Source organism: Geitlerinema sp. CS-897 (assembly GCF_028368005.1).
Classification (GTDB): Bacteria; Cyanobacteriota; Cyanobacteriia; order Cyanobacteriales; family Geitlerinemataceae; genus Baaleninema; species Baaleninema simplex.
In genome coordinates this window covers 33,365-52,332 of record NZ_JAQNCQ010000177.1, presented here as the reverse complement: position 1 = coordinate 52,332, position 18,968 = coordinate 33,365, and the positions used below count along the sequence as shown (strand labels likewise).

Sequence of the window (18,968 nt, the reverse complement as noted above, 5' to 3'; positions counted from 1 at the left end):
GGGCGCATCGTGGACGTTAAACAAACAGCCTGTGAAGGCGTTCTGACCGGGGGTATTCGGGCTGGCTCGTTTATCTAGGCATGAGCCAGTGAAACAGGAATCTCCGACCATACCCGCTAGGGTTGGGGGGAGAGCGTCAATAAAAGTTACCCGTAGAGACGTTGTCGGTAACGTCTCTATTTTTTGATTTTTGATTGCCGTTTGGTCTTCCTTAAATGGTAGAATTGCCGATCGTCAAATTTGATTAGGGGAGTAAAACCGGACGATGGCGGGCAGCGAAGTTAAAGCAGATCTGTGGATTACTGAATACATTACGCCCTGGGACGTCTACCTCCACGGGGCGACGCGCTTATTGGCATTTCAACAAACGGAATTTCAGGAAATGTACATCGTCGAAACGGGGGCTTACGGAAAAGCTCTGGTTCTCGATGGAAAATGGCAGTCCTGCACGGGAGATGAGTTTCTCTACCACGAACCTCTGGTTCATCCGTCCTGCATCGGTCACGGCGCACCTCGCAACGTCTTGATTCTCGGTGGCGGCGAAGGGGCGACGCTGCGGGAAGTGCTGCGGTGGAACACGGTCGAACGGGCGGTGATGGTGGACATCGACAATGCGGTGGTCGAAGCCTGTCGCCAGCATCTGCCGGAAATGCACCAAAATGCGTTCGACGATCCCCGAAGCGAGCTAGTTATCGGTGACGCCCTGAAGTATCTCGACGATACGACGATCGCGTGGGACGTGGTTATTTCCGATCTCTCCGATCCCATTGAGGAAGGGCCGTCGTTCCAGTTATTTACGAAAGAGTATTTCGAGCAAATTCGCGGCGTTTTATCGCCCCGAGGTCATTTTGTGGTGCAGGCGGGGCCGGTGGCACCGGCGGAGTTACAACTTCACGCCCGCATCGTTAACACTCTCAAGGCGGTGTTTCCTCACGTCCAGTCTTACAGTTCTTACGTTCCCACCTATGCCGCGCCTTGGGGGTTTGCGTTGGCTTCGACGCAGGAGCTTTCAACGCGCCCCGATCCCGAGTCGATCGATCGCATCCTGGCGGAAAACACCACAGGCGGCTTGCGAATGTTCGACGGAACGACGCTGTTGGGGATGACGAACCTTCCTCGCCACCTCCGCGATGCGATCGCTCGGGAAACGGAAGTCTACACGAAAGCCCATCCGCCCAAGTTCTTTGGAAAAGGGGTGGTGAAGCAGTAATGAGGAGATGATGTGACTCCTCATCTCTTCATCACGATTTCTCTTTCACCTTGGCTGCGCCGTTGGTGATGTCTTGGGGGGAAACCACCTGAACGTCACCTTCGACGTCGGCTCGGATGATGTCGAGGACGAGTTTTGCGTCGCCGCTCGTGGACTCGCGACATCGCGTGAGTTCGGCGCAGGTGGACGCGACTTTTTGTAAGATTTTGGCGGTTTTGCGATCGCCTGCGATTTCGAGTTCTTCTGGGCTGAGGGGGCGCTGTTCTTCGAGAACGGCTCGCACGACAGATACGAGAGGGCGAGCGTCGTGACAAGCTTGTTGGTGTGCCACTTGCAAATTCAGCAGGTGACAGAGTTCTCGAGCGCCCCGTTCGACGGGGAGTAAGTCGGTGTTGGGGGTGGGTTCGGAAACTGCCATAATCGATTCCTCTGTGATTCCGTTGGCAAAGCGTTCGGCTGGAAGACGGTCTTCTTCCCACAGGCTGCGGACGAGATCGATCGCCGCTTCCCGAGTTCGGGGACTGTCTCGACGGGCGAACAACCGTACGATAACCCCTTCTCGCAACCGTGGAGGAGTTTCGAGATTATCGACGATCAGATAGCTGACGATTCCTTTGGACACGGATCGGGGGGCGGTATTGGTTGATTTTTAGTTCAATGTATCAATTTTAGCAGATTGGGGCGATCTCATCGAACTGGCGATCGCAAACTCGTCGAATTGAGATAGCCCACATCAGAATTTTGAGAAGGTCTGGACAAATTAGCAAGGGCTGTCCTTCAGTCCCGACATCTCAACCCCAAAATAAATGAAATCCTGTGACGACCTTATGAGACAACCTAAACGTAGGTTCTAAATAACTCAATCGAGGCAGTCTCTCAGGCGCTTAAGGCGTTCTTTATCCTACCTAATGACAACTCTTCTTATTTAACTCAATAGTAAAGTTTAATAGGAACTTGCCTCGAAATGCCTTTATAATCAAGACTTTACGTCTTTATGCAAATAGTTTTCAACAAACAAAAAGCTTAAAAAATATTACAAACTTATTTTTTTTGAACTAAAGAATTAAACTAAAGACAGAGAAAAGTTAACCTTGAATTAACCTCAGCAAAACGGCGTAGAGCTTAGGGGGAATCGATCGTGGTAGTAGCGCTAAAACTCCATTCAACTGCTCGGCAGAAAGCTGTTAAACCGAGCCAGCGATTCACCGTAGTCCAGCCCATTCACAACGATCGCGAGCTGTCCCCCCCGATCGCCCGACGCTCAACGCACTCAAACGTCAACAACCGAGCGTTTGTCCCCTACGCGATCGTCCACAGTACACCGGGGCGGTTGCGGTTGCGGGTACCTCGCCTCGCCTGCGATTCCCACTACCTCCATCGCCTACAAGTATTGCTCGAGGCTGACGAGTGCGTCGCTCGAGTCCGCATAAAAGCCGCAGCCATGTCGGTTTCCGTGAACTATCACACCGACCGGGTATCCGACGATCGAATGCGCTTCTATACGATCGGTCTGATTCAGCTTGCCGCGACAGCCATTACGCCCGCCCCGAGTCCCAACGCCGAATCCGCCTCAGAAAGCGGTTGGTCTCAACTGAAGCTTCCTGCTTTTGCAACTCTCCTCGCCCTGCTGGCCGGTCCTGTTGGCTGGTCTGTTCCGACTGCTGCCATCATCGGAACGATCGCCGCAGGCAGCCTTCCCATCGCCAAAAACGCCCTATCGAGTATTTGGCAAGACAAGCGGCTCAATATCGACTGCCTCGACTTAATGGCGTTGGTTCTGACAACCCTTCAGGGAAATCCGCTCACCCCATCGACAATCCTATTGCTGCACAAACTCGGAGATCTGATCCGCGATCGCACCGCTCGCACCTCGACCCGCCAAGCGTTAGAACTGATCGATTCGCTCGATCGCTTCGTTTGGGTCGAACGCGACGGTTCTAAAGACCAAATTCCTCTCGATCGGGTCAACCCCGGCGACACGGTCATTGTTTATCCAGGGGAACAGATTCCCGTCGACGGCAAGATCCTGCGCGGTCGAGCTTCGATCGACCAACAAAAACTCACCGGCGAATCGATGCCCGTCATGCGAGAGGTCGGTCAAACGGTCTATGCTTCGACCTTAGTGCGAGAAGGACAGTTATATATCCTCACCGAACAGACAGGAGCCGATACTCGCGCCGGACAGAGCGTCAAACTCGTACAAAATGCCCCCGTCGGCGATACTCGCATGGAAGACCACGCGGCTCGCTTAGCGGAGAAGGCGATTTTACCGGCGTTATGTGTCTCAACTGGCGTCTTGCTCGTAACGGGCAGTATGGCACGGGCGGCGGCTATCCTCACCCTCGACTTTATGACGGGTATTCGCGTTTCCGTTCCCACAACCGTTCTCGCCTCGATGACCGCCGCCGCACGACGCGGTATCCTCATCCGCAGCGGACACAGTTTAGAACAGTTGGCCCGAGTGGATGCCGTCGTATTTGATAAGACTGGCACTCTCACGCAGGGAGACGCGATCGTCACGGGAGTCCGAACCGTAAACGGCGCCGATCCTCAACGATTGTTAGAATTGGCGGCAACCGCCGAGAAGCGTCTGACGCATCCGGTTGCCTCTGCTGTCGTGCGTTACGCCCGATCGCAAGATGTGGCAGATTTAGAACGCGGCGAATGGGAGTATCAAGTCGGTCTCGGCGTGCGAGCAGATATTGATGGCGAGGACGTGCGGGTCGGTAGCGATCGCTTCTTGCGAGGGGAGGGAATTAGCCTCGAACCGCTCGAACGAGAACATCCCGACATTCAAGGCACGTCTTCGATCTATGTTGCCAGTAACGGTCGGCTTCTCGGGGCGATTCAATACACCGATCCCCTGCGTCCCGAAACCCAAGCCACGATCGAAGCTCTACAAGCTCGAGGGGTAGAAATTCATATTCTCACGGGCGATCGTCGCCACCGCGCCTTAACCGTTGCGAAAGAATTGGGCATCGACCCCGATAAGATTCACGCCGACGCTTTCCCAGAGCAAAAGGCAACGGTTGTCCGCCAGTTGCACGAAGACGGTAAAACGGTTGCGTTTGTCGGAGATGGGATTAACGACTCCGCAGCTCTGGCTTACGCCGACGTTTCCGTTTCCTTTGGTGACGGTTCGGAAGTGGCACGGGAAACGGCAGACGTGGTGTTGATGGAAAACGATCTCGAAAGCTTGGTCAAGGCGATCGCTCTGGCCAAACAAACCCAACAACTGATTGGGGAAAATACGCGCCTCTCGGTGATTCCCAACGTGGCCGCGCTTTCTTTCGCCACGACGGTTGGACTGCACCCCCTTCTGGCGGCGGTGGTTCACAACGGTTCGGCGATCGCTGCCGGAGTTAACGGACTTCGACCTTTAATGAGTAAGGCTGAGTAGCACTCAGGACTAACGGGTCAAAATGCCATCCATTCAGGAGGAAATTGATGATGAAGTTGGAATACGAAATCGGTAAAGAAATTGCGAAAAACTGTCCGTTTGGTTTTCGCTGTCTTCTACCCAGTACGGCCGTTTTGCTTCTCGGGACGGCTGGCGCTCTATTGCTCGCTCCCGTGGTGGTTCCCGCCGTTAAGAAAGTTGGTAAATCGGTTGCTAAAGCGACGATTAAGGGAGGCATGACGGTTTATGAAGGCAGCAAGGCACTCGTGTCTGAAGCGAAAGCCGAACTGGTGGAAGCTCCACCCGAAGCCTGAAAAATCGGGCGCTTGCGGCTGAGCGAGTCGCGATCGCCCCGAAGTAGACGACTATGGCAGGGACGAATCCTGACTCGTCCCTGTCGCGAGTATTTTTTCACGCTCGCTGTGGGACAGAAAGCTTATTTCAATTTTGGGTTGACAAAAGACGCAAAATATGTATTGACTGCGATCGGTGTCTTTTCGTCTCTCAAACCCCTTTTCAGGAAAACTGTTGCTGGCTGGACTTACGCAATTAAGCCTTACCCACACTAAATGTAGAGGTCGGTGGGCATTGCCCACCCTACACATGGAGTGAATGCGTAAGTTATGGCTGGATAAGGGTTAGCTTCGCCGAAGCTGCAACTGACCCGAGAGGCGATCGCGTGAGTGAGTTCGTCCGCCTCCACTCTAGCGCTTGCCAGATCGAAAAAATAAAATACAATAAAAATAGTCAATTTGGCGTGTCTAAACGTCTATGTATAAATGCTGAGCCTTTCCATTATCTAAGGCAATGGAAAATCTATTTTCTCCCGCTTATAATTTGCATTGTTTCGCCGTTATTTTAGGGCGATCGCTAATTATTTTTAGCGTCGTTTTTTTATCCGCAAAATCTGCATTTGCTGGGATTCTGAATCCTCTTGCCTCTCCCTTTAAACTCGCCTCGCCCCTGTCTCCCATCTCCGAAACCGGCGATCTGACCCCTTGTTCGTCAGAACCAAGTGGGTTTGGATTTCCTGGCTTTCAACCCGGAACGCTGCGATCGCACGTCGAAGAAATGGTCGGCGCACCCATGCAAGTGCAGCCGGGGTATTGGGGAAACACGACCGCCTTAATCTATAATTTAATTCCCAAAAAAGTGAGTTTGGGATTTCTGTTTGATAACACCTCAGATCGCTTGCGTCAAACTGAAGCCTCTTTCGCCCAATCTGTCGATCGCCATCTCGTTCTCTCAACGCTCGATAGTATGCTCGGCTGTCAATTAGACACCTCGATTCGCCAGGGATTCGATCGCGTTTGGACCCGAGAAATCTCAGTGTACTCGTTTTCACTTCCCTCCCTCGAAGGGACGATCGCGTGGGAAAATGAAACCCGTGTCTACATTGGCATTTGGCAAGACGACTTACATTGAGCAGATATGGCCGGACGACGCTACGCCATTTTAGGAACCGGAGCAATCGGAGGATTTTACGGGGCGTGTTTGCAACGAGCGGGAACGGAGGTGCATTTCCTCCTCAGAAGCGATTACGAGACGGTTCGCCGCGACGGACTCACCATCGATTCGGTGGGGGGAGACTTCCGACTTCCCCACGTTAACGCCTATCGTGACGTGTCGGAAATGCCGAAGTGCGACGTGGTAGTTCTCGCCCTCAAAACCACCCAAAACCACTGGTTACCAAAGCTGTTACCCTCAGTGTTGGCGGACGACGGCGTGGTGTTAGTGTTGCAAAACGGGTTGGGGGTTGAAGACGAGGTGGCTGAAATCGTCGGCGGCGATCGCGTCGTGGGGGGACTGTGTTTTATTTGCTCGAATAAAGTCGGCCCCGGTCATATCCGACATCTCGACTACGGACCGATCGCCTTAGCCGATTATACGCCCGGTTACGAACCCCTCGGCGTCACGTCGCGACTCGAGGCGATCGGGACGGATTTCAAACAGGCTGGAATCGAAATTCAATTTCACAAAGATTTGCTGTTAGCTCGGTGGAAAAAGCTGGTTTGGAATATTCCGTTTAACGGGTTATCGGTCGTGTTGGACGCCAAAACCGATCGCTTGATTTTCGATGCAGACTGTCGCCAAGCCGTCGAATCGTTGATGGCGGAAGTGGTTCGGGGAGCAGCGGCGTGCGATCGCACCGTTCCCGAGTCGTTCGTGTCGAATATGTTAACGACGACGGAGAAAATGAACCCCTATTTGACCAGCATGAAGCTCGATTACAACGCGGGGCGACCGTTGGAAGTCGAAGCGATCGTCGGGAATCCTTTGAGAATCGCCGATCGAGCGGGGGTGCGTTTGCCTCAAATCGAGCTACTATACCGTCAGTTAAAATTTCTCGATCGCACGAAGCAAAATGTGAAAAAATCGAAATCTTGATACCTCACATTTAAGGGTCGAGGATGCATCTCATTTTTGTGAAAATATGAGTTTGAGGTAGGTTGGACTTCGGCAACGCTGCCGTCCAGGGGTGGAGCGAAGTCGAAACCCAACAACAGGTCATACTCTATCCGTTTCCGATAAGCTGGGTTTTAAGAAGTCTTCACGCCCAGAGGCACAGAGGACACAGAGAGGGGCTTGTCTGACTGGGGCAAACCCGTGTTTGAGTCTTCGACTCCGATCGTTGAAAAAAGCGATCGCATTGGAACGATATTTCTATCGGCGATCGCCAAGTTTTAAGTTTTTCAGTCTTTCAATTTTAAATTAAACGATACCATTTGGTTGTCTGAAAACCTGCACCACCGTTGACGTTTTTTCCGAGCATATTCACCGTAGGCAGAGGAAAATATAATCGTTGGTTCGGTCGAACGGGTAAGTTACCTCGAATATTTTGAGCGTTGACTAAAACATTTTGCCGGAGGTTCTGAGGAACATTTAGATTTCCATTCGCCGGATCGTTTCCTTGCGCGACTGTTTGGTGTATGGTTTTTATTCTGCTAGTCAAGAAAGCACTGAGATGATGTAAACGGGAATCAATTATCGCGAGATATTCATTAACGATCGCCCGTAGCATTGCTTGAGCTTTCGGACTCGCAATGACATAAGGAAAGTTGTTATCTGCATACCAGTTTGCGATATCGTTCTGGGGGCGATTTTGAAAAAGCTGAAGTAGATTTTGAGGCGGTTGGTATTGCCAAGTTAAATCTTGTCGCGTGATGTGAAGGTTTTGTGCTAACCCGCTATTATATCCGTTCACCATGCGATCGAGAATTGCCCCTTCACTGAGAGCGTCACCCAAACCAAATCCGAGAAATCCCGATTCGCCGATTGAAACTACGTTCCAACCCATTCCAAACCCATTCGGATGATGGTTGAGGTATTGCAAGCCGTTTTTGATATAACACCAAATTCCTTCTTGCATGAGCCGGTTGTTATACACGCTGGCTGTATTGGAATCTAGGGATAAAACATCTATCTCGTTGGTGGCTAACGGATTGTTTCCCGTGTGAGAAAATATTTTGTCGAGCCTCAATTGAGAATACTGGTTGTTGAAGTTAACATTTCCTCCTGACGCACGAAGTAGCGTTCCGTACATGGCAGCTTGAATCACGCTCGCACATTCTGCCACAGTCGGGCCGATGAGGAAATCTCGAATGGCTTGCGCGGCATTTCCTCCTGGAACGTTCCAGGTAAAAGGACTGATGAGATTCAGATGTGGCGACCCCGAAAAACCTTGTGCGTGAATGCCTCGTAAATTGGTAGGAAGTTCGCCGACATACCAAATTCCACTATTATAAATAGCGCGATCGGGTAACGCACCGCGTAGAATGGCTCGAAATGAAGCAGCTCCCCCCGCTCCCATCACTCCCGTCGGAGGTAAAGCGGCGATCGCAACGACGCGATCGCGTTCTACGGCTGCCATAATTTCGGCGAAACTTTGGGCTTTTGCTTCGGGAGTATTGGCGATCGCGGTGTTTAAAAGGTTTGCAGTGGTCGGTAATGTATTTAGCGCGGGTGTGACGTTGGCAATGTAGTTCAAACGCTGGTTAAAGACAACCCCATTTATCGCTTCTGTACGATGCCATCGATTTGCCCTCTGGTACTGAATTCCCACGTTAGCGATCGCAGTCATATCGTCTCTTGCAATGGAAAAATAAGCATATCCATTACCATCTGTAACTGCTGCGACGGGGGCGACCTGGTTTACAGAAAGATTGACGTTAATTCCCTGTAGCGGCCCTGGAGCGTTGTTGTGAATCTGTCCGTAAATACGATCGACCACTCGCACCGTTAGAATTGCGCGGTTTCCGGCGGCATTAGGAATGTTGTTGGCCTGGTGAGCTAATATTGTAAGTGGCATCGTAAGTTCTCAAATAAACTACTAAAAAAATTTTCGGCGAATGGCTATTCTGTCCTTTTTAGGACTCCAAACTTCCGCCTTGCATGAGAATTAAAGACTCGACCGCTTCGTTTTGCTCGCCAGAAGACATCTCGTTCCAAAGCTTGAGTTGAGATTCGGGTTTCGATGTCTCTTCATCGCCTAAAGCCCAGGTATAATCGAGATCGCCCTCACCCAACGCCGATGACGGTTCGTGACTTCCGCCTTGCATGAGGATTAAAGACTCGACCGCTTCGTTTTGCTCGCCAGAAGACATCTCGTTCCAAAGTTTGAGTTGAGGTTCGGGTTCCGATGTCTCCTCATCGCCTAAAGCCCAGGTATAATCCATCTCATTGTCGAACGATGCGGCTTCAGACCAACTCTCGACGGCGTTGAGGTTCGAGGTGGCGTCTCCTTCAGCGTCCATCATGCGATCGAATTCGGCGAACTGGTCTGAAAGTTCGACTTCCATCGCTTTCGCTGGCGAGTCAGGGGTCTCAGGGGGAACCACTTCCACCGGAACGTATCGAGCGGCGTCTGAGAGAGATGAAGATGGCGTTTCCTCGATTTGTCGATCGAACTCTTGAAAATGCGGTTCGAGTTCCAACGCTTCCCAGTACTCGTGACTGAGTGCTTCGGCTTCTCGATTGTCCCGTAAGGCTTGGAGTTCGCTGCGAAGCGATCGCAGTTGGGTCGTGAAGGCTTCCGAATCTGACGAAGGCTGCGATCGCGCGTCTCCTAACGCCCGAATTTCATGTTGAATTTGTCGCAGTTGTTCGGCGGTCGAATCGGTTGAAGGGGGTGCGGGAGTGTTTAACGCTTGCACCTCTTGACGAAGTGCTTCGACCTGATGGGTTAAGGCGTCGGTGCGATCGCCTTTAGCTTCAACTGGCGGTGTCGTGTCCTCGCTCGACTCGGTATCGACTTCAAAAGACTGAGCCTCAAACGGTATCGCCTCCGTCACAATTTCGTCAGCTTCTTGATTCCAGGAACTGGCTTCGGCGTAGTTTGGCTCGACCGCGTCTTCGTTCCAGGAACTGGCTTCGGCGTAATTTGGCTCGAAGTGAGGAGACGAGTACTCGAGAGCGATCGGTTCGTTCGCGTCAAACGCGCGAGCTTGTGTTTGGCGTTGGTTGTAACCGTTTCCTTCGACCTCGATCGCCTCGTTGTTATCGAAGGATTTGGCTTCAGTGTAGGACGGTCGAGACCGATCGCGGGGACGCGTCACCGAGCGATCGAGTTTGAAGATCGACCCTTTCCCAGATGGTGGCGTGCGATCGAGTGGGGGTGGAGATGAGTTCGAGGTGAGTTTTCGTTCGCGCAAGCGGTGCGTCGCACGATCGAGATCGAACAGTCGGTTTGAGGAGTGAGATTTTTTCATCGTCGTGTCTGAGTGGTTGCGTGCGATCGGGAATTCGTTAGGTTGAGTTAGGGGAGGGAGGTGGAGAGCGGTTTTCCGAGACTGGAGAGTCCTAGCCGCTGTCTAACGAGGCTTCGATCGCTCGCATTTCTCGATCGCTCGGGATATCGTTAAATCCCGAGAAATCTCGATCGCGTTGACTGGCTGAGGCGGCCAAAAAGGCTAAACCCAATCCCAACAGTTGCGCGAACACGACGAGAAAACCGAAGGTATAGATAAAAAAGGAGACGATGAGGGGAAGCGAGGCGTTGGCGACTCGACGTGCGACCCGTGCGATCGTCTCGAATGCGGTCAGGTCAAAGGTGCGATCGCCGCTAAACCCAAACGCGACAGTGGCCAGATCGTCGCTTGGGGGGTCGCTAGTTGCGAGAGAGGCCGGTAAAGTCTGTGACGAGAACGGAGTTAGCGCGTATCGAGGCTCTCTTTTGACTGAGGCGAGGGCGTTCGGAGCAGTGACGGGAGGCGGCGACCGACGGCGATCGCTAGATGGCTTTCCCAAAGCGATGGCCTCGTCAAATTCATCAAAACGGGGATCGAGAGAGTGGGATTGCGCGATCGCTCGTTCTCGATCGCTGTGTTCGTCGTCGATGGCTTTGTCAAATTCGTCAAAGGGAATTTCGACCTCGACAGTTCCTAAATCGAACGCGGTGGCGTAACTCATTTCTTCGCGAATGTCGCCGAAGGCTTCGTGAAGTCCGTTGTTCGCGGAGTTGTTTGAGGGGTCGATGTCGTTCTCGTCGTTCTGAACTTCCGTTATCTCGTCGTTTGAAACTCTCGAGCGATGGCCGTTCTCAGTAAGTTTTACGTTCTCTACTTGAGAGTCGAGCGGTCGATCGCCTGTCATTATGCGTTCGGGAACGGATTCGGGACGGGTAGCGACATCGCCGAGTCGATCGATTCGACGATCGACAAAAGGAGAAGGGGCCCGAACGTGGCGATCGCCGACGATAATAGGTTCTCCGGTATCGAAGATGTAAGATTCAAACTGTATTCGGGGGGTTGGTGGAGGGTGAGACGGGGAGCGTTGCGCGCGATCGGGTTTTGTCGGTCTTCGAGTCGGTCTTTGACTCGTTCTTTCTCGAGTTTGAAGGGAATTTTCTAATTCCAGCAAACGATTTTGTTTGGGAGAGCTGCGATCGGGCGATCTCGGAGCTGCCAAACGATCGGAATTGTCTTCAACGATCTTGTCTTCAACGATATTTTGAGTTTCGGAACTATACGGTTCGGGAACTGGGCGTTTGGGAACTGGGGAATATTGGCTCGATCGACCGCGGCCGAGCAGCTCGCGTTCGAGGGCGAGAAGGCGGTTTTTAGACTGAGATTGTCGATCGAACATAGGATAATTTGAATTATTTATAACGTGTAATCGGACAAGCTTAAGTTTTTAAGGTTAAAGTGATAATGGCATAGCGATCGAGGGCAACTTCGAGCTTTCCAGGTTGAGTTTTTAAGCGATCGCGATCGATGAGAAGTTGAAGTTGAGTTTCGCTAGCCGTTTGAATCGGGACTTTCACACCATCGAGAACCGCCACGGGAAACTCACCATCCTCGGGGTAAATCATGAGGTTTTGTCCCTCTAAACGCAAAATACTTCGCCCGTTTTGTCGAAAGAATCTCGCGTGTGAGACGACGGGTGAATTTTGGCGGCGACGTTCGCGATCGAGGATGTGAGAGAGATGTTCGCGATCGAGGGTTTCTCCTGTATGCGCGTCTAAATCGATCCCTTTCTCTTCAATCGTTCGTTGTAAGTCTTTGGTTGAATAAATCCCAAGTTTTTTAAGAGTTTTGTTCGCTTCTTTCGGTAAATCTATCTCGTCGATCGAGATATCGTCGTGACTGAGCGGATCTTTCGCAATTTCTTGAATTTGATGGTCGCGAATCGAACCCAACTGAAAGGTGATTTTCGATGCGCCTATTTCTCCTGGCTTTGCGGTCGTGAAGTGAACGTTGTCGCCGTCGAATTCAGGAAATAACTGTAAGTCTAACGACATATCTTTGACCATATACGTTAGCTTGCGATTTGCACCTTTGACCGATAACGTATCTTGCGCGCGATCGAGTTCGTAGATCAGCGCGTCGAGAAATGTATTTAAGTGCCAGGGTCGGTTAGTGGTCACGATCGATCGTTAGATGTAGTTTAAGACGGTGAAAGACGGGCATAACTGTCGTTTCTATGGTTTGGGTGGGAGCCGAACCACCGATCGAAACTTCTCCTGATTCGTCTGCATTGATTTGCAGTTCTAAGGGCATTTTAATGTCGATCGATTCGACGTGCATCGTACTGTTAGAATCCGGATCTTCTAATAGATCTTCCCATCCCGTCAGTTGTTCTACCACCTCAGCAAAGGGAGAATGAAGGGCGTGTAGATTGATGTTAGAATTATTGGTTTTAGAATCGTTTGTGTTCATTTATTGTGTTACAATTGAGGAGGAAACTCTTCTTTAGGAATCAGATTAACTGGAGTCGCAGGTACAGGGCGATCGAACAGAACTTTCATACCATTGAGGGTGACAAGCTCAGTAGACAGTGCGTTGGCAATCCCTGACGAACTTAGAGATAGACTCCGAACTGCCATCTCAGAAGACGTTTCACTGGGAAAACGACCTTTCATGTCTGCTAAAGCTTCCAAAAAGATAGCTTTAGCTTTGGGATAATCTTTATCTGTAACTGCCTTCACTGCGGGAGCGACATATTCGTCGTATATATGCTGGTAGATTTCCTTCGCTTCCCGTTCCGACTGTTGATTGAGCGTGTCGATTACATTTTTGGCCGATCGGTAATATTCAATAGCCGCCTTCGCACCATCCTGGCTTTTAATCAGAACGTTATCTCGATACCACCGCAAGGTTTCGAGTTCGGTGCAATTATCTTTTTTACCTAATGCGAAACAGGTTGCTGTCGTAATGTAGCAAGCACCATCGTTTCTCGGTCTGGGTCGCCCTTGTGGAGGACGAACATAGTTATTATTTTGGCGATTGTAAGGAGGATTCCAAGGCCCTGATAACCTTTGAGTAATATTAAATTGACCCTGCCCAGGACCAAAATAATCGACCTCAGAACACCTGACATACAACCCTACATTGGTTCTAAACCACGAATCTCCAGAAGCCTCTTGGGTCTCGACTGTGGTTAAATTTTCCGCAGCCATATCAGCTTTAGAGTTATTGTAAACAACGTTGTAACTAGGATCGTACCAATTGTTCTGATACTCAACAATGTAGTGATTGTCCCAAAGATAGCGCCCTTGCAAAACTCCATGAGTATTGTAAACATGAGCAGGTAAGCCAAAAATACCAGCGAGAGGATGATTGGAAATAAATCCCCTTCCCCCATTGTTATAGGAATCAACCTCGTCAGTCAGTCCGGGAACTTGGCCACATCCAAAGGGAGGAGGACAAATTAAGAGAGCATACAAAGCACCCGCTAATACAGCGCACTGTCCTTGATTTCTGACATTCCTGCCTTCGAGTGCTTGTCTTCCATCTGCTTTCGCGCCGCTATTTGGAACCCATTGCCAACCATCTGCTTGAAATCTCTGATGCAAGCAATCCATGAGCAGTGTCATGTCAAATGCTGGAACGGGATGCATCAAATTACGGCGACGCTTATACTCCGTAATAATTGCTTCTCCTCTTGTCCCTGCTGGTGATGGGGGTACATTATCCGTCAGAGTTAACGGTGCGTTCAAAAGAGTTGTATATTCATTGGCCACGATCTGTATTCCTCCTTATTGACCTGATGTGCTAGTACCCACAAACCGAGCAATATTGAGAATGGGAAAATAAACTGTTTGCTCGTTCAAATTCAAGACTCGCCCGTTCGCATCGCTATCTACAACCTGCTTGAGAACGACGCGACGCAATTCGATTTCAGGATAGACCCAAAGCGCGGCACGATCGCCTGTATAGCCTTCAAATTCGACCTGTGTGCGAGCTAGTTTTTGGAAGTTTTCTTTAAATTCACAACACCGAAGCGCTGTAAGTTCTTTTTCGCTTAAGTGCGATCGCCCTGAAACTTCATCCAGTAATTCTGAGAGACGATTTAAACTCAAAATTAAACCCGTTTTCAGTTTCGCTTTTCGCTCGGTTATACTGCCTTCGTTCGTCGAGATTAACGTTTCCATTCGCGCGTTATTGTCTCGTTCTAGCTCGAGAACGTAATAGTATTTGCAATCGAGAGAAATACTCACTTCATCTTCACTAAATTCCCCCTGCCAAACTTTGTGCCAGTAGGGACGATATTCTGTCGGATCGTTGAGAGGAATGGTTTGCTCGCTACCTTCAATGCGATCGAAGAAATACTCGCCCACCAAACTGACTAAAACAGTGGTACTCGTTCCCATCCGTTTCGTTTGTCCCGTGCGGCTCGATCGCGCCGTCCAAGTCAACACCGCACACAGTAAATACTCTTCGTTCGGATGCAGCGATCGCAACTGTTGCTGGCTCAACTGAGGCATCACCGCGAGTTCTCCCGATCGCAAGTTTTCGAGGCGATAAGTTTTCTCGATTAAAACCTCTAAAGTTTCGGGATTTTTAACGAAGAATTGAAGTGTCCCTTGCGTAATCGGACGGGGGGTTTCTAACACCAACGGAAACGCCAAATCGCGATCGATCCGATACAGCACCTTCGATCGCCCCCCCGTCGTCTGCGGGCGAACGTCGTTAAACTGGAGGCGAACCCGTTCCTGGCGATGATAGGGCGGTTCCGAACTGTAACGGTCGTTGCGAAGGGGTAACAAATCGCGATCGCCGTCATCAATTTCTACTTCGATCGCGCGATCGAACCCCGGAAAATGCTTACCCGCATCTAACGCACCTTGGGCGATCGTCCCCAACAACACCCGCGTTCGCACCGGATTCGACGCGATCGTCCGCACCGTTTCCGGGTGCAGAGAACGTCCCAACAACGGCATTAACGCCGGTAGGCGATCGAACACTTCCGGCGGCATCATCGTGCGACCCGGAGGCGGTGCGTAGCCGTTAAAACTCATGGCTTTCGCCGTACTCGGCGTTTTTTTGAGGTTCTGTAGCTGCGAAATTAGGCTCACAATTCGATCGAGCGTATCCGGGTTTTGCAGTTGCGTTTTAATCTGTTTCGGGTCAGCTCCCGTTTTAGGGATCAAACTATCGAGCAAGCTCGTAATGCCAGTCACAGCAACTCCGGCTTCCGGGCCGAAAATCCCCGTTAAAATGGGTGCGGCAACGGGGGCGACGGATTTGACGGCGTTCACCACACCCGATGCGACTTTGCCCACCGTTTCGATCAGACCGTCAAAAAATCCCATACTCTCGCTGTAATAGGATTCTTGGTAACTGAAGGGAACGGTATCGACAGGTTGGTTTTCCATGGCAGCAGTCTCGGTAGACAACGATCGAGCGATGGGATAAGAGCGGACGGGAACGGTCACGATGTCGGACAGGGCCGGGCCGGTTTTATCGGGAGTGCGGTAACTCAGCAGTTGGACGTAACGATAGCGAGGGTCGAATCGCTCTCGAGGAACTTCTAAAACTGTGCGACCGAGGGTTTCTGGAGCTAGAGGCCCCAACAGGGGAGAGACAAACCGCGCGTTTTCTAAAAACGCCAAGCCGTTATGCTTGAAGCTGCGATCGTCGCCAATGGCGTAGATGTAGAACCGATTCGTCGTGCCGATATCAATACGAAAACGGGTCGTTTTGTCAGTATTGGCTTCAAATTGGACGATCGCCAGTGCCATTGAGAGCTGTGTTTGAGGGTTTGAGAATCGCGGTTTGAGAGTCGATCGAGAAATTTACGGGTTAATTCACAGAGGAATTAAGGAGTCTGGCCGTTTTGCGGTTGCGTTCCGTCGGTGTTCGGTTTCACCGAACCGGGATTGTCGCGGTTCATCAAAATATCCCTGAAGTTTTCCAAGGGGAAATAATCGGTTTTGAAATTGATTTCCACTTCGCCGCGCACTTGCGTACTCGAAGTCGTCGCCGCCGCACTTTGCACTTGAGCGGTAGATACAGAAATTTGTGTCTTCGTCGTCTGGCGAGAGGAGCCGAAAAACCCGAAAAAGCCGCCCATAGACCGACGGCGAATTTTTTGGCGTTGCGTGTTTTGCTGTCCGGCGTCGGCTTTGCGAATTTGCTCTTGAGCGCGAATTTGGAAATCGATATTCGCTTTGACTTTTCCGTTATCGACCACCAACCGCGTGACTCCCATGAGCAGCATTTCTTCGAGAAGCTGTTGGTGTTGTCGTACCAGTTGGAGCTTCGCTTGCAGGACTTCGCCGCGAATGTCGTCGCTGGTGGTATCGACGGGGTTGCCGCTGGCGTCGCCGAGGTTAATTTGACTGCTTTGGTCTCCCGAGTCGGAAAATAAATCGCCGCTGAAACTATCTGCACCGAGGAGTTGAAAGCGGTTCGGTTGCGTTTCCGAGAGAAATGCGTAAGCCGTGGCGTCGTCGATAGTGTTGATAAACTTACTCGCCGGTTGGGTGATGCGATCGACCAAATCAGCGTAGGAGTCCATTTGCTCCTTCGTGACCTCTAAGTTCGCATCGAAGACGCCTTTGAGTAGGTCTTTGACGAACTGCGGAAAATCGACTTGTCGCAGCGTCCGTCCGGCGATCGCCCCTTGTTGGTCGATACGACGGTTGAGGTGGCGGCGATCGTCGATGAGATCCCCGGCGGCCATGGCATCGGCGAGGGCTTGCTGTCGGGAAAACTGCTCGGTCAGTTCGCCGACGCGATTTTTGTAAAGACTGAATTGTTCGGGTTTGGACAGTTGGCGAAAGCTGGGGTCTTTCCCGAGTTCTTCTCGAGCCTGGGCCCTGGCTTTTTCGGTCAGTTGCGTTCGATCGGTCATCGTGTAAATTCCTCCCTATGTCTTCGTTCCTCTCGGCTTACCAGCGATCGAATTCGTCGTCGCCGACGGTACTTCCAGCGAGGTTGTCGTTCCCCGACACGCTTTCGTAGTCGTAAATAAACCCACCACCGCTGTCGTAGCGTGGAGGCGGCGCAGCCGAGGGAAGCGGTTTCGGCGATCGCTTCTGCGGCGAACCCTCGATCGTTTCTTTGGCTAACACCCAAGCTTCAACGGCGTCGAGCAGTTTCTCGAACTGAGACGAGGTCACTAAATTTTCGTTAAAGTTGGCGATCCACTGAAAGATAGTGTTTCCTTCGACCGCGAGGGTTTTGATGGTTTCGGTATTGGGAGCCGAGCCAAATTCTTCGCTGCAAATGCGCTCGATGGTATTCCACAAACTTTGACGACGACCGCCGAAGTAGTTACGAACGTCTTCGCTGTTGATAATGTCGATGGCTTCTTGCAGGTGGTTGTAATCTTCCGTCACTTGCAAGTGCGCCATCCCCGTCATGTGGTCGGATAGGTTGTACTGAAGGTCTCGCGTCAGTTGGTAAATCCGCGCGTTGGACACGCCGCTGTTATACCAGTTGTTCCAATAGGCTTTGCGCTCGGTTTTGTAGACGTATTGCATCACTTCGGCGATTAACTGATCCCACAGGGTCGTAAAGTCCGAGTTGACCGACATCCGCGAAAGGACTTGTCCCTCGCCTTTGTTGAGAACGCGCTTGTAGAGCATGGCACGTTCTTCGGGGGTCGATCGCTCGTCGCGGCGTTTGTGAAAGCGATACAAGGCCGACGCAGTGGTTCCGTCGGGAATATCGAGCAGACCGCTGGCCCAGCGCAACACCAAAACGTTGGCGACATCGAATACGCGCATGATTTCGCCAATGTAATAGATGTAATCGAGCGCTCCGGCGGCGAGGATGTTGTTTTTGCTAATGCCTTGTTTTTCAACGCTCTCGAAGCGATCGACGGCGAAATCCCAGGTACTTTGTCCGCCTCGGGAGTAAACTAAGTCGATGGGGTCGTCGGTGGTGGTTCCGCCGGTACGGGCTTCGTGATAAGCCAGGGCGAAATATTCGTCGTAAGCGCCCGCACCGAACTTTTCAGGATCGATGTTGAGGTTGAGGGTGACGAGGCGATCGAGCATCTTTTCTTTGAGGCTGGGCGTGAATTCGATCGCGTCGATATCGCCGTTTTGAATGTATCGATCGAGGTAGTAGTAGAGTGCGCCCCGTTCGTAAACGATGTCGAGCAAGCGATCGACGGCCGGTTCGACATCTCCCGAGGTGATGGGAATACCGTTTTCGGCGACGAGTTCGGGCAACACTTGCCATTTCACGTCTGTTCCATCGACCGTAATATGTTTGGCGTTGAGGACGTATTGCAGCAGCTTGGCTTGAAAAAAGGTTTTCGGCTTGTCGCTGACGTGACGCAGTACGGCGTTATAGATGCCGCTTTCGTCGGTGGCTTTTTCGCTGTCGATAGCGATTTTCACCATCGCGGCGTAAACGGTCGAGTGTGAGAGGAGCAACCGCACGGTATCCTCGAGATCGCTGGCGCTGTTGAGGCGATCGGATACGTTCGCCACCACCCCCGACAGACCCTGTTCGACGATCGCGGCAGTCGAGGTACTGTAGGGATATTTTTCGGCGTACTCGATCGCGGTATCGTTGAGGGCGAGTTGGGCGTCGCGATCGACGCTCTGGGGCGGATCGATTTTTAGCGCTACATCTGCCGAACTGCTAGTGGTAATGTTTGTAAAAACCATAGTTTACCAAG

The 18,968-nt window shown here is 51.4% G+C and carries 15 protein-coding genes; 5 read left to right on the top strand and 10 right to left on the bottom strand.

What is annotated here, in order from left to right; translation table 11 throughout:
• Window positions 1–265: 265 nt before the first annotated feature.
• Window positions 266–1,210: a spermine/spermidine synthase domain-containing protein gene (locus tag POG22_RS11120; RefSeq protein ID WP_063716088.1), complete on the top strand. Its 945-nt coding sequence runs from the start codon at window positions 266–268 to the stop codon at window positions 1,208–1,210.
• Window positions 1,211–1,241: 31 nt separating this feature from the next.
• Here the strand turns inward: POG22_RS11120 and POG22_RS11115 are convergent, their stop codons facing one another.
• Window positions 1,242–1,832, bottom strand: a complete 591-nt coding sequence (locus POG22_RS11115) for a hypothetical protein (protein ID WP_063716087.1) — start codon at window positions 1,830–1,832, stop codon at window positions 1,242–1,244.
• 516 nt (window positions 1,833–2,348) lie between these two features.
• Here POG22_RS11115 and POG22_RS11110 point away from each other — a divergent pair.
• The 4 genes from POG22_RS11110 (at window position 2,349) to POG22_RS11095 (ending at window position 6,998) form a co-directional block, all read left to right on the top strand.
• Window positions 2,349–4,610, top strand: a complete 2,262-nt coding sequence (locus POG22_RS11110) for an HAD family hydrolase (RefSeq protein WP_498905275.1) — start codon at window positions 2,349–2,351, stop codon at window positions 4,608–4,610.
• 47 nt (window positions 4,611–4,657) lie between these two features.
• On the top strand, window positions 4,658–4,924 hold the full coding sequence (locus POG22_RS11105) for a hypothetical protein (protein WP_202804404.1): 267 nt from the start codon (window positions 4,658–4,660) through the stop codon (window positions 4,922–4,924).
• 493 nt (window positions 4,925–5,417) lie between these two features.
• Complete coding sequence (locus POG22_RS11100; RefSeq protein WP_498905274.1) at window positions 5,418–6,035, top strand: hypothetical protein; 618 nt, start codon at window positions 5,418–5,420, stop codon at window positions 6,033–6,035.
• Window positions 6,036–6,041: 6 nt separating this feature from the next.
• The gene (locus tag POG22_RS11095; protein WP_498905272.1) at window positions 6,042–6,998 is read left to right on the top strand and encodes a putative 2-dehydropantoate 2-reductase; all 957 of its coding nucleotides are present in this window, start codon (window positions 6,042–6,044) and stop codon (window positions 6,996–6,998) included.
• Between the two features lie 319 nt (window positions 6,999–7,317).
• Here POG22_RS11095 and POG22_RS11090 read toward each other — a convergent pair whose 3' ends face one another.
• From POG22_RS11090 to POG22_RS11050, 9 genes are all read right to left on the bottom strand, one after another.
• Window positions 7,318–8,919, bottom strand: coding sequence for a hypothetical protein (locus POG22_RS11090; RefSeq protein ID WP_498905271.1), 1,602 nt, complete (start codon window positions 8,917–8,919; stop codon window positions 7,318–7,320).
• A 58-nt stretch (window positions 8,920–8,977) separates the two neighbouring features.
• On the bottom strand, window positions 8,978–10,318 hold the full coding sequence (locus POG22_RS11085; protein ID WP_498905269.1) for a hypothetical protein: 1,341 nt from the start codon (window positions 10,316–10,318) through the stop codon (window positions 8,978–8,980).
• A gap of 91 nt (window positions 10,319–10,409) precedes the next feature.
• Complete coding sequence (locus tag POG22_RS11080; protein WP_498905268.1) at window positions 10,410–11,693, bottom strand: hypothetical protein; 1,284 nt, start codon at window positions 11,691–11,693, stop codon at window positions 10,410–10,412.
• Window positions 11,694–11,733: 40 nt separating this feature from the next.
• Window positions 11,734–12,474 (bottom strand): hypothetical protein, encoded by a 741-nt coding sequence (locus POG22_RS11075; protein WP_063714840.1) that lies wholly within the window; start codon window positions 12,472–12,474, stop codon window positions 11,734–11,736.
• The gene (locus tag POG22_RS11070; protein ID WP_150128177.1) at window positions 12,464–12,766 is read right to left on the bottom strand and encodes a hypothetical protein; all 303 of its coding nucleotides are present in this window, start codon (window positions 12,764–12,766) and stop codon (window positions 12,464–12,466) included. Before POG22_RS11070 ends, POG22_RS11075 begins: the two co-directional genes overlap by 11 nt.
• 8 nt (window positions 12,767–12,774) lie before the next feature.
• Window positions 12,775–14,070 carry a hypothetical protein gene (locus POG22_RS11065; RefSeq protein ID WP_150128176.1) on the bottom strand — a complete coding sequence of 432 codons (1,296 nt, stop codon included), beginning with the start codon at window positions 14,068–14,070 and terminating at the stop codon, window positions 12,775–12,777.
• A gap of 15 nt (window positions 14,071–14,085) precedes the next feature.
• Window positions 14,086–16,071: a hypothetical protein gene (locus POG22_RS11060; protein ID WP_498905266.1), complete on the bottom strand. Its 1,986-nt coding sequence runs from the start codon at window positions 16,069–16,071 to the stop codon at window positions 14,086–14,088.
• Between the two features lie 77 nt (window positions 16,072–16,148).
• A complete protein-coding gene (locus POG22_RS11055) occupies window positions 16,149–17,186 on the bottom strand; it encodes a hypothetical protein (RefSeq protein WP_063714836.1) in 1,038 nt (345 codons plus the stop codon).
• Window positions 17,187–17,223: 37 nt separating this feature from the next.
• Window positions 17,224–18,957: a hypothetical protein gene (locus POG22_RS11050; RefSeq protein ID WP_063714835.1), complete on the bottom strand. Its 1,734-nt coding sequence runs from the start codon at window positions 18,955–18,957 to the stop codon at window positions 17,224–17,226.
• Window positions 18,958–18,968 lie beyond the last annotated feature (11 nt).

Excerpts from the sequence above, each read along its gene's own strand:
- POG22_RS11120 (WP_063716088.1), top strand. The coding sequence starts at position 266 with ATGGCGGGCAGCGAAGTTAAAGCAGATCTGTGGATTACTGAATACATT.
- POG22_RS11105 (WP_202804404.1), top strand. The coding sequence starts at position 4,658 with ATGATGAAGTTGGAATACGAAATCGGTAAAGAAATTGCGAAAAACTGT.
- POG22_RS11100 (WP_498905274.1), top strand. The coding sequence starts at position 5,418 with ATGGAAAATCTATTTTCTCCCGCTTATAATTTGCATTGTTTCGCCGTT.
- POG22_RS11095 (WP_498905272.1), top strand. The coding sequence starts at position 6,042 with ATGGCCGGACGACGCTACGCCATTTTAGGAACCGGAGCAATCGGAGGA.
- POG22_RS11090 (WP_498905271.1), bottom strand. The coding sequence starts at position 8,919 with ATGCCACTTACAATATTAGCTCACCAGGCCAACAACATTCCTAATGCC.
- POG22_RS11085 (WP_498905269.1), bottom strand. The coding sequence starts at position 10,318 with ATGAAAAAATCTCACTCCTCAAACCGACTGTTCGATCTCGATCGTGCG.
- POG22_RS11080 (WP_498905268.1), bottom strand. The coding sequence starts at position 11,693 with ATGTTCGATCGACAATCTCAGTCTAAAAACCGCCTTCTCGCCCTCGAA.
- POG22_RS11070 (WP_150128177.1), bottom strand. The coding sequence starts at position 12,766 with ATGAACACAAACGATTCTAAAACCAATAATTCTAACATCAATCTACAC.
- POG22_RS11060 (WP_498905266.1), bottom strand. The coding sequence starts at position 16,071 with ATGGCACTGGCGATCGTCCAATTTGAAGCCAATACTGACAAAACGACC.
- POG22_RS11055 (WP_063714836.1), bottom strand. The coding sequence starts at position 17,186 with ATGACCGATCGAACGCAACTGACCGAAAAAGCCAGGGCCCAGGCTCGA.
- POG22_RS11050 (WP_063714835.1), bottom strand. The coding sequence starts at position 18,957 with ATGGTTTTTACAAACATTACCACTAGCAGTTCGGCAGATGTAGCGCTA.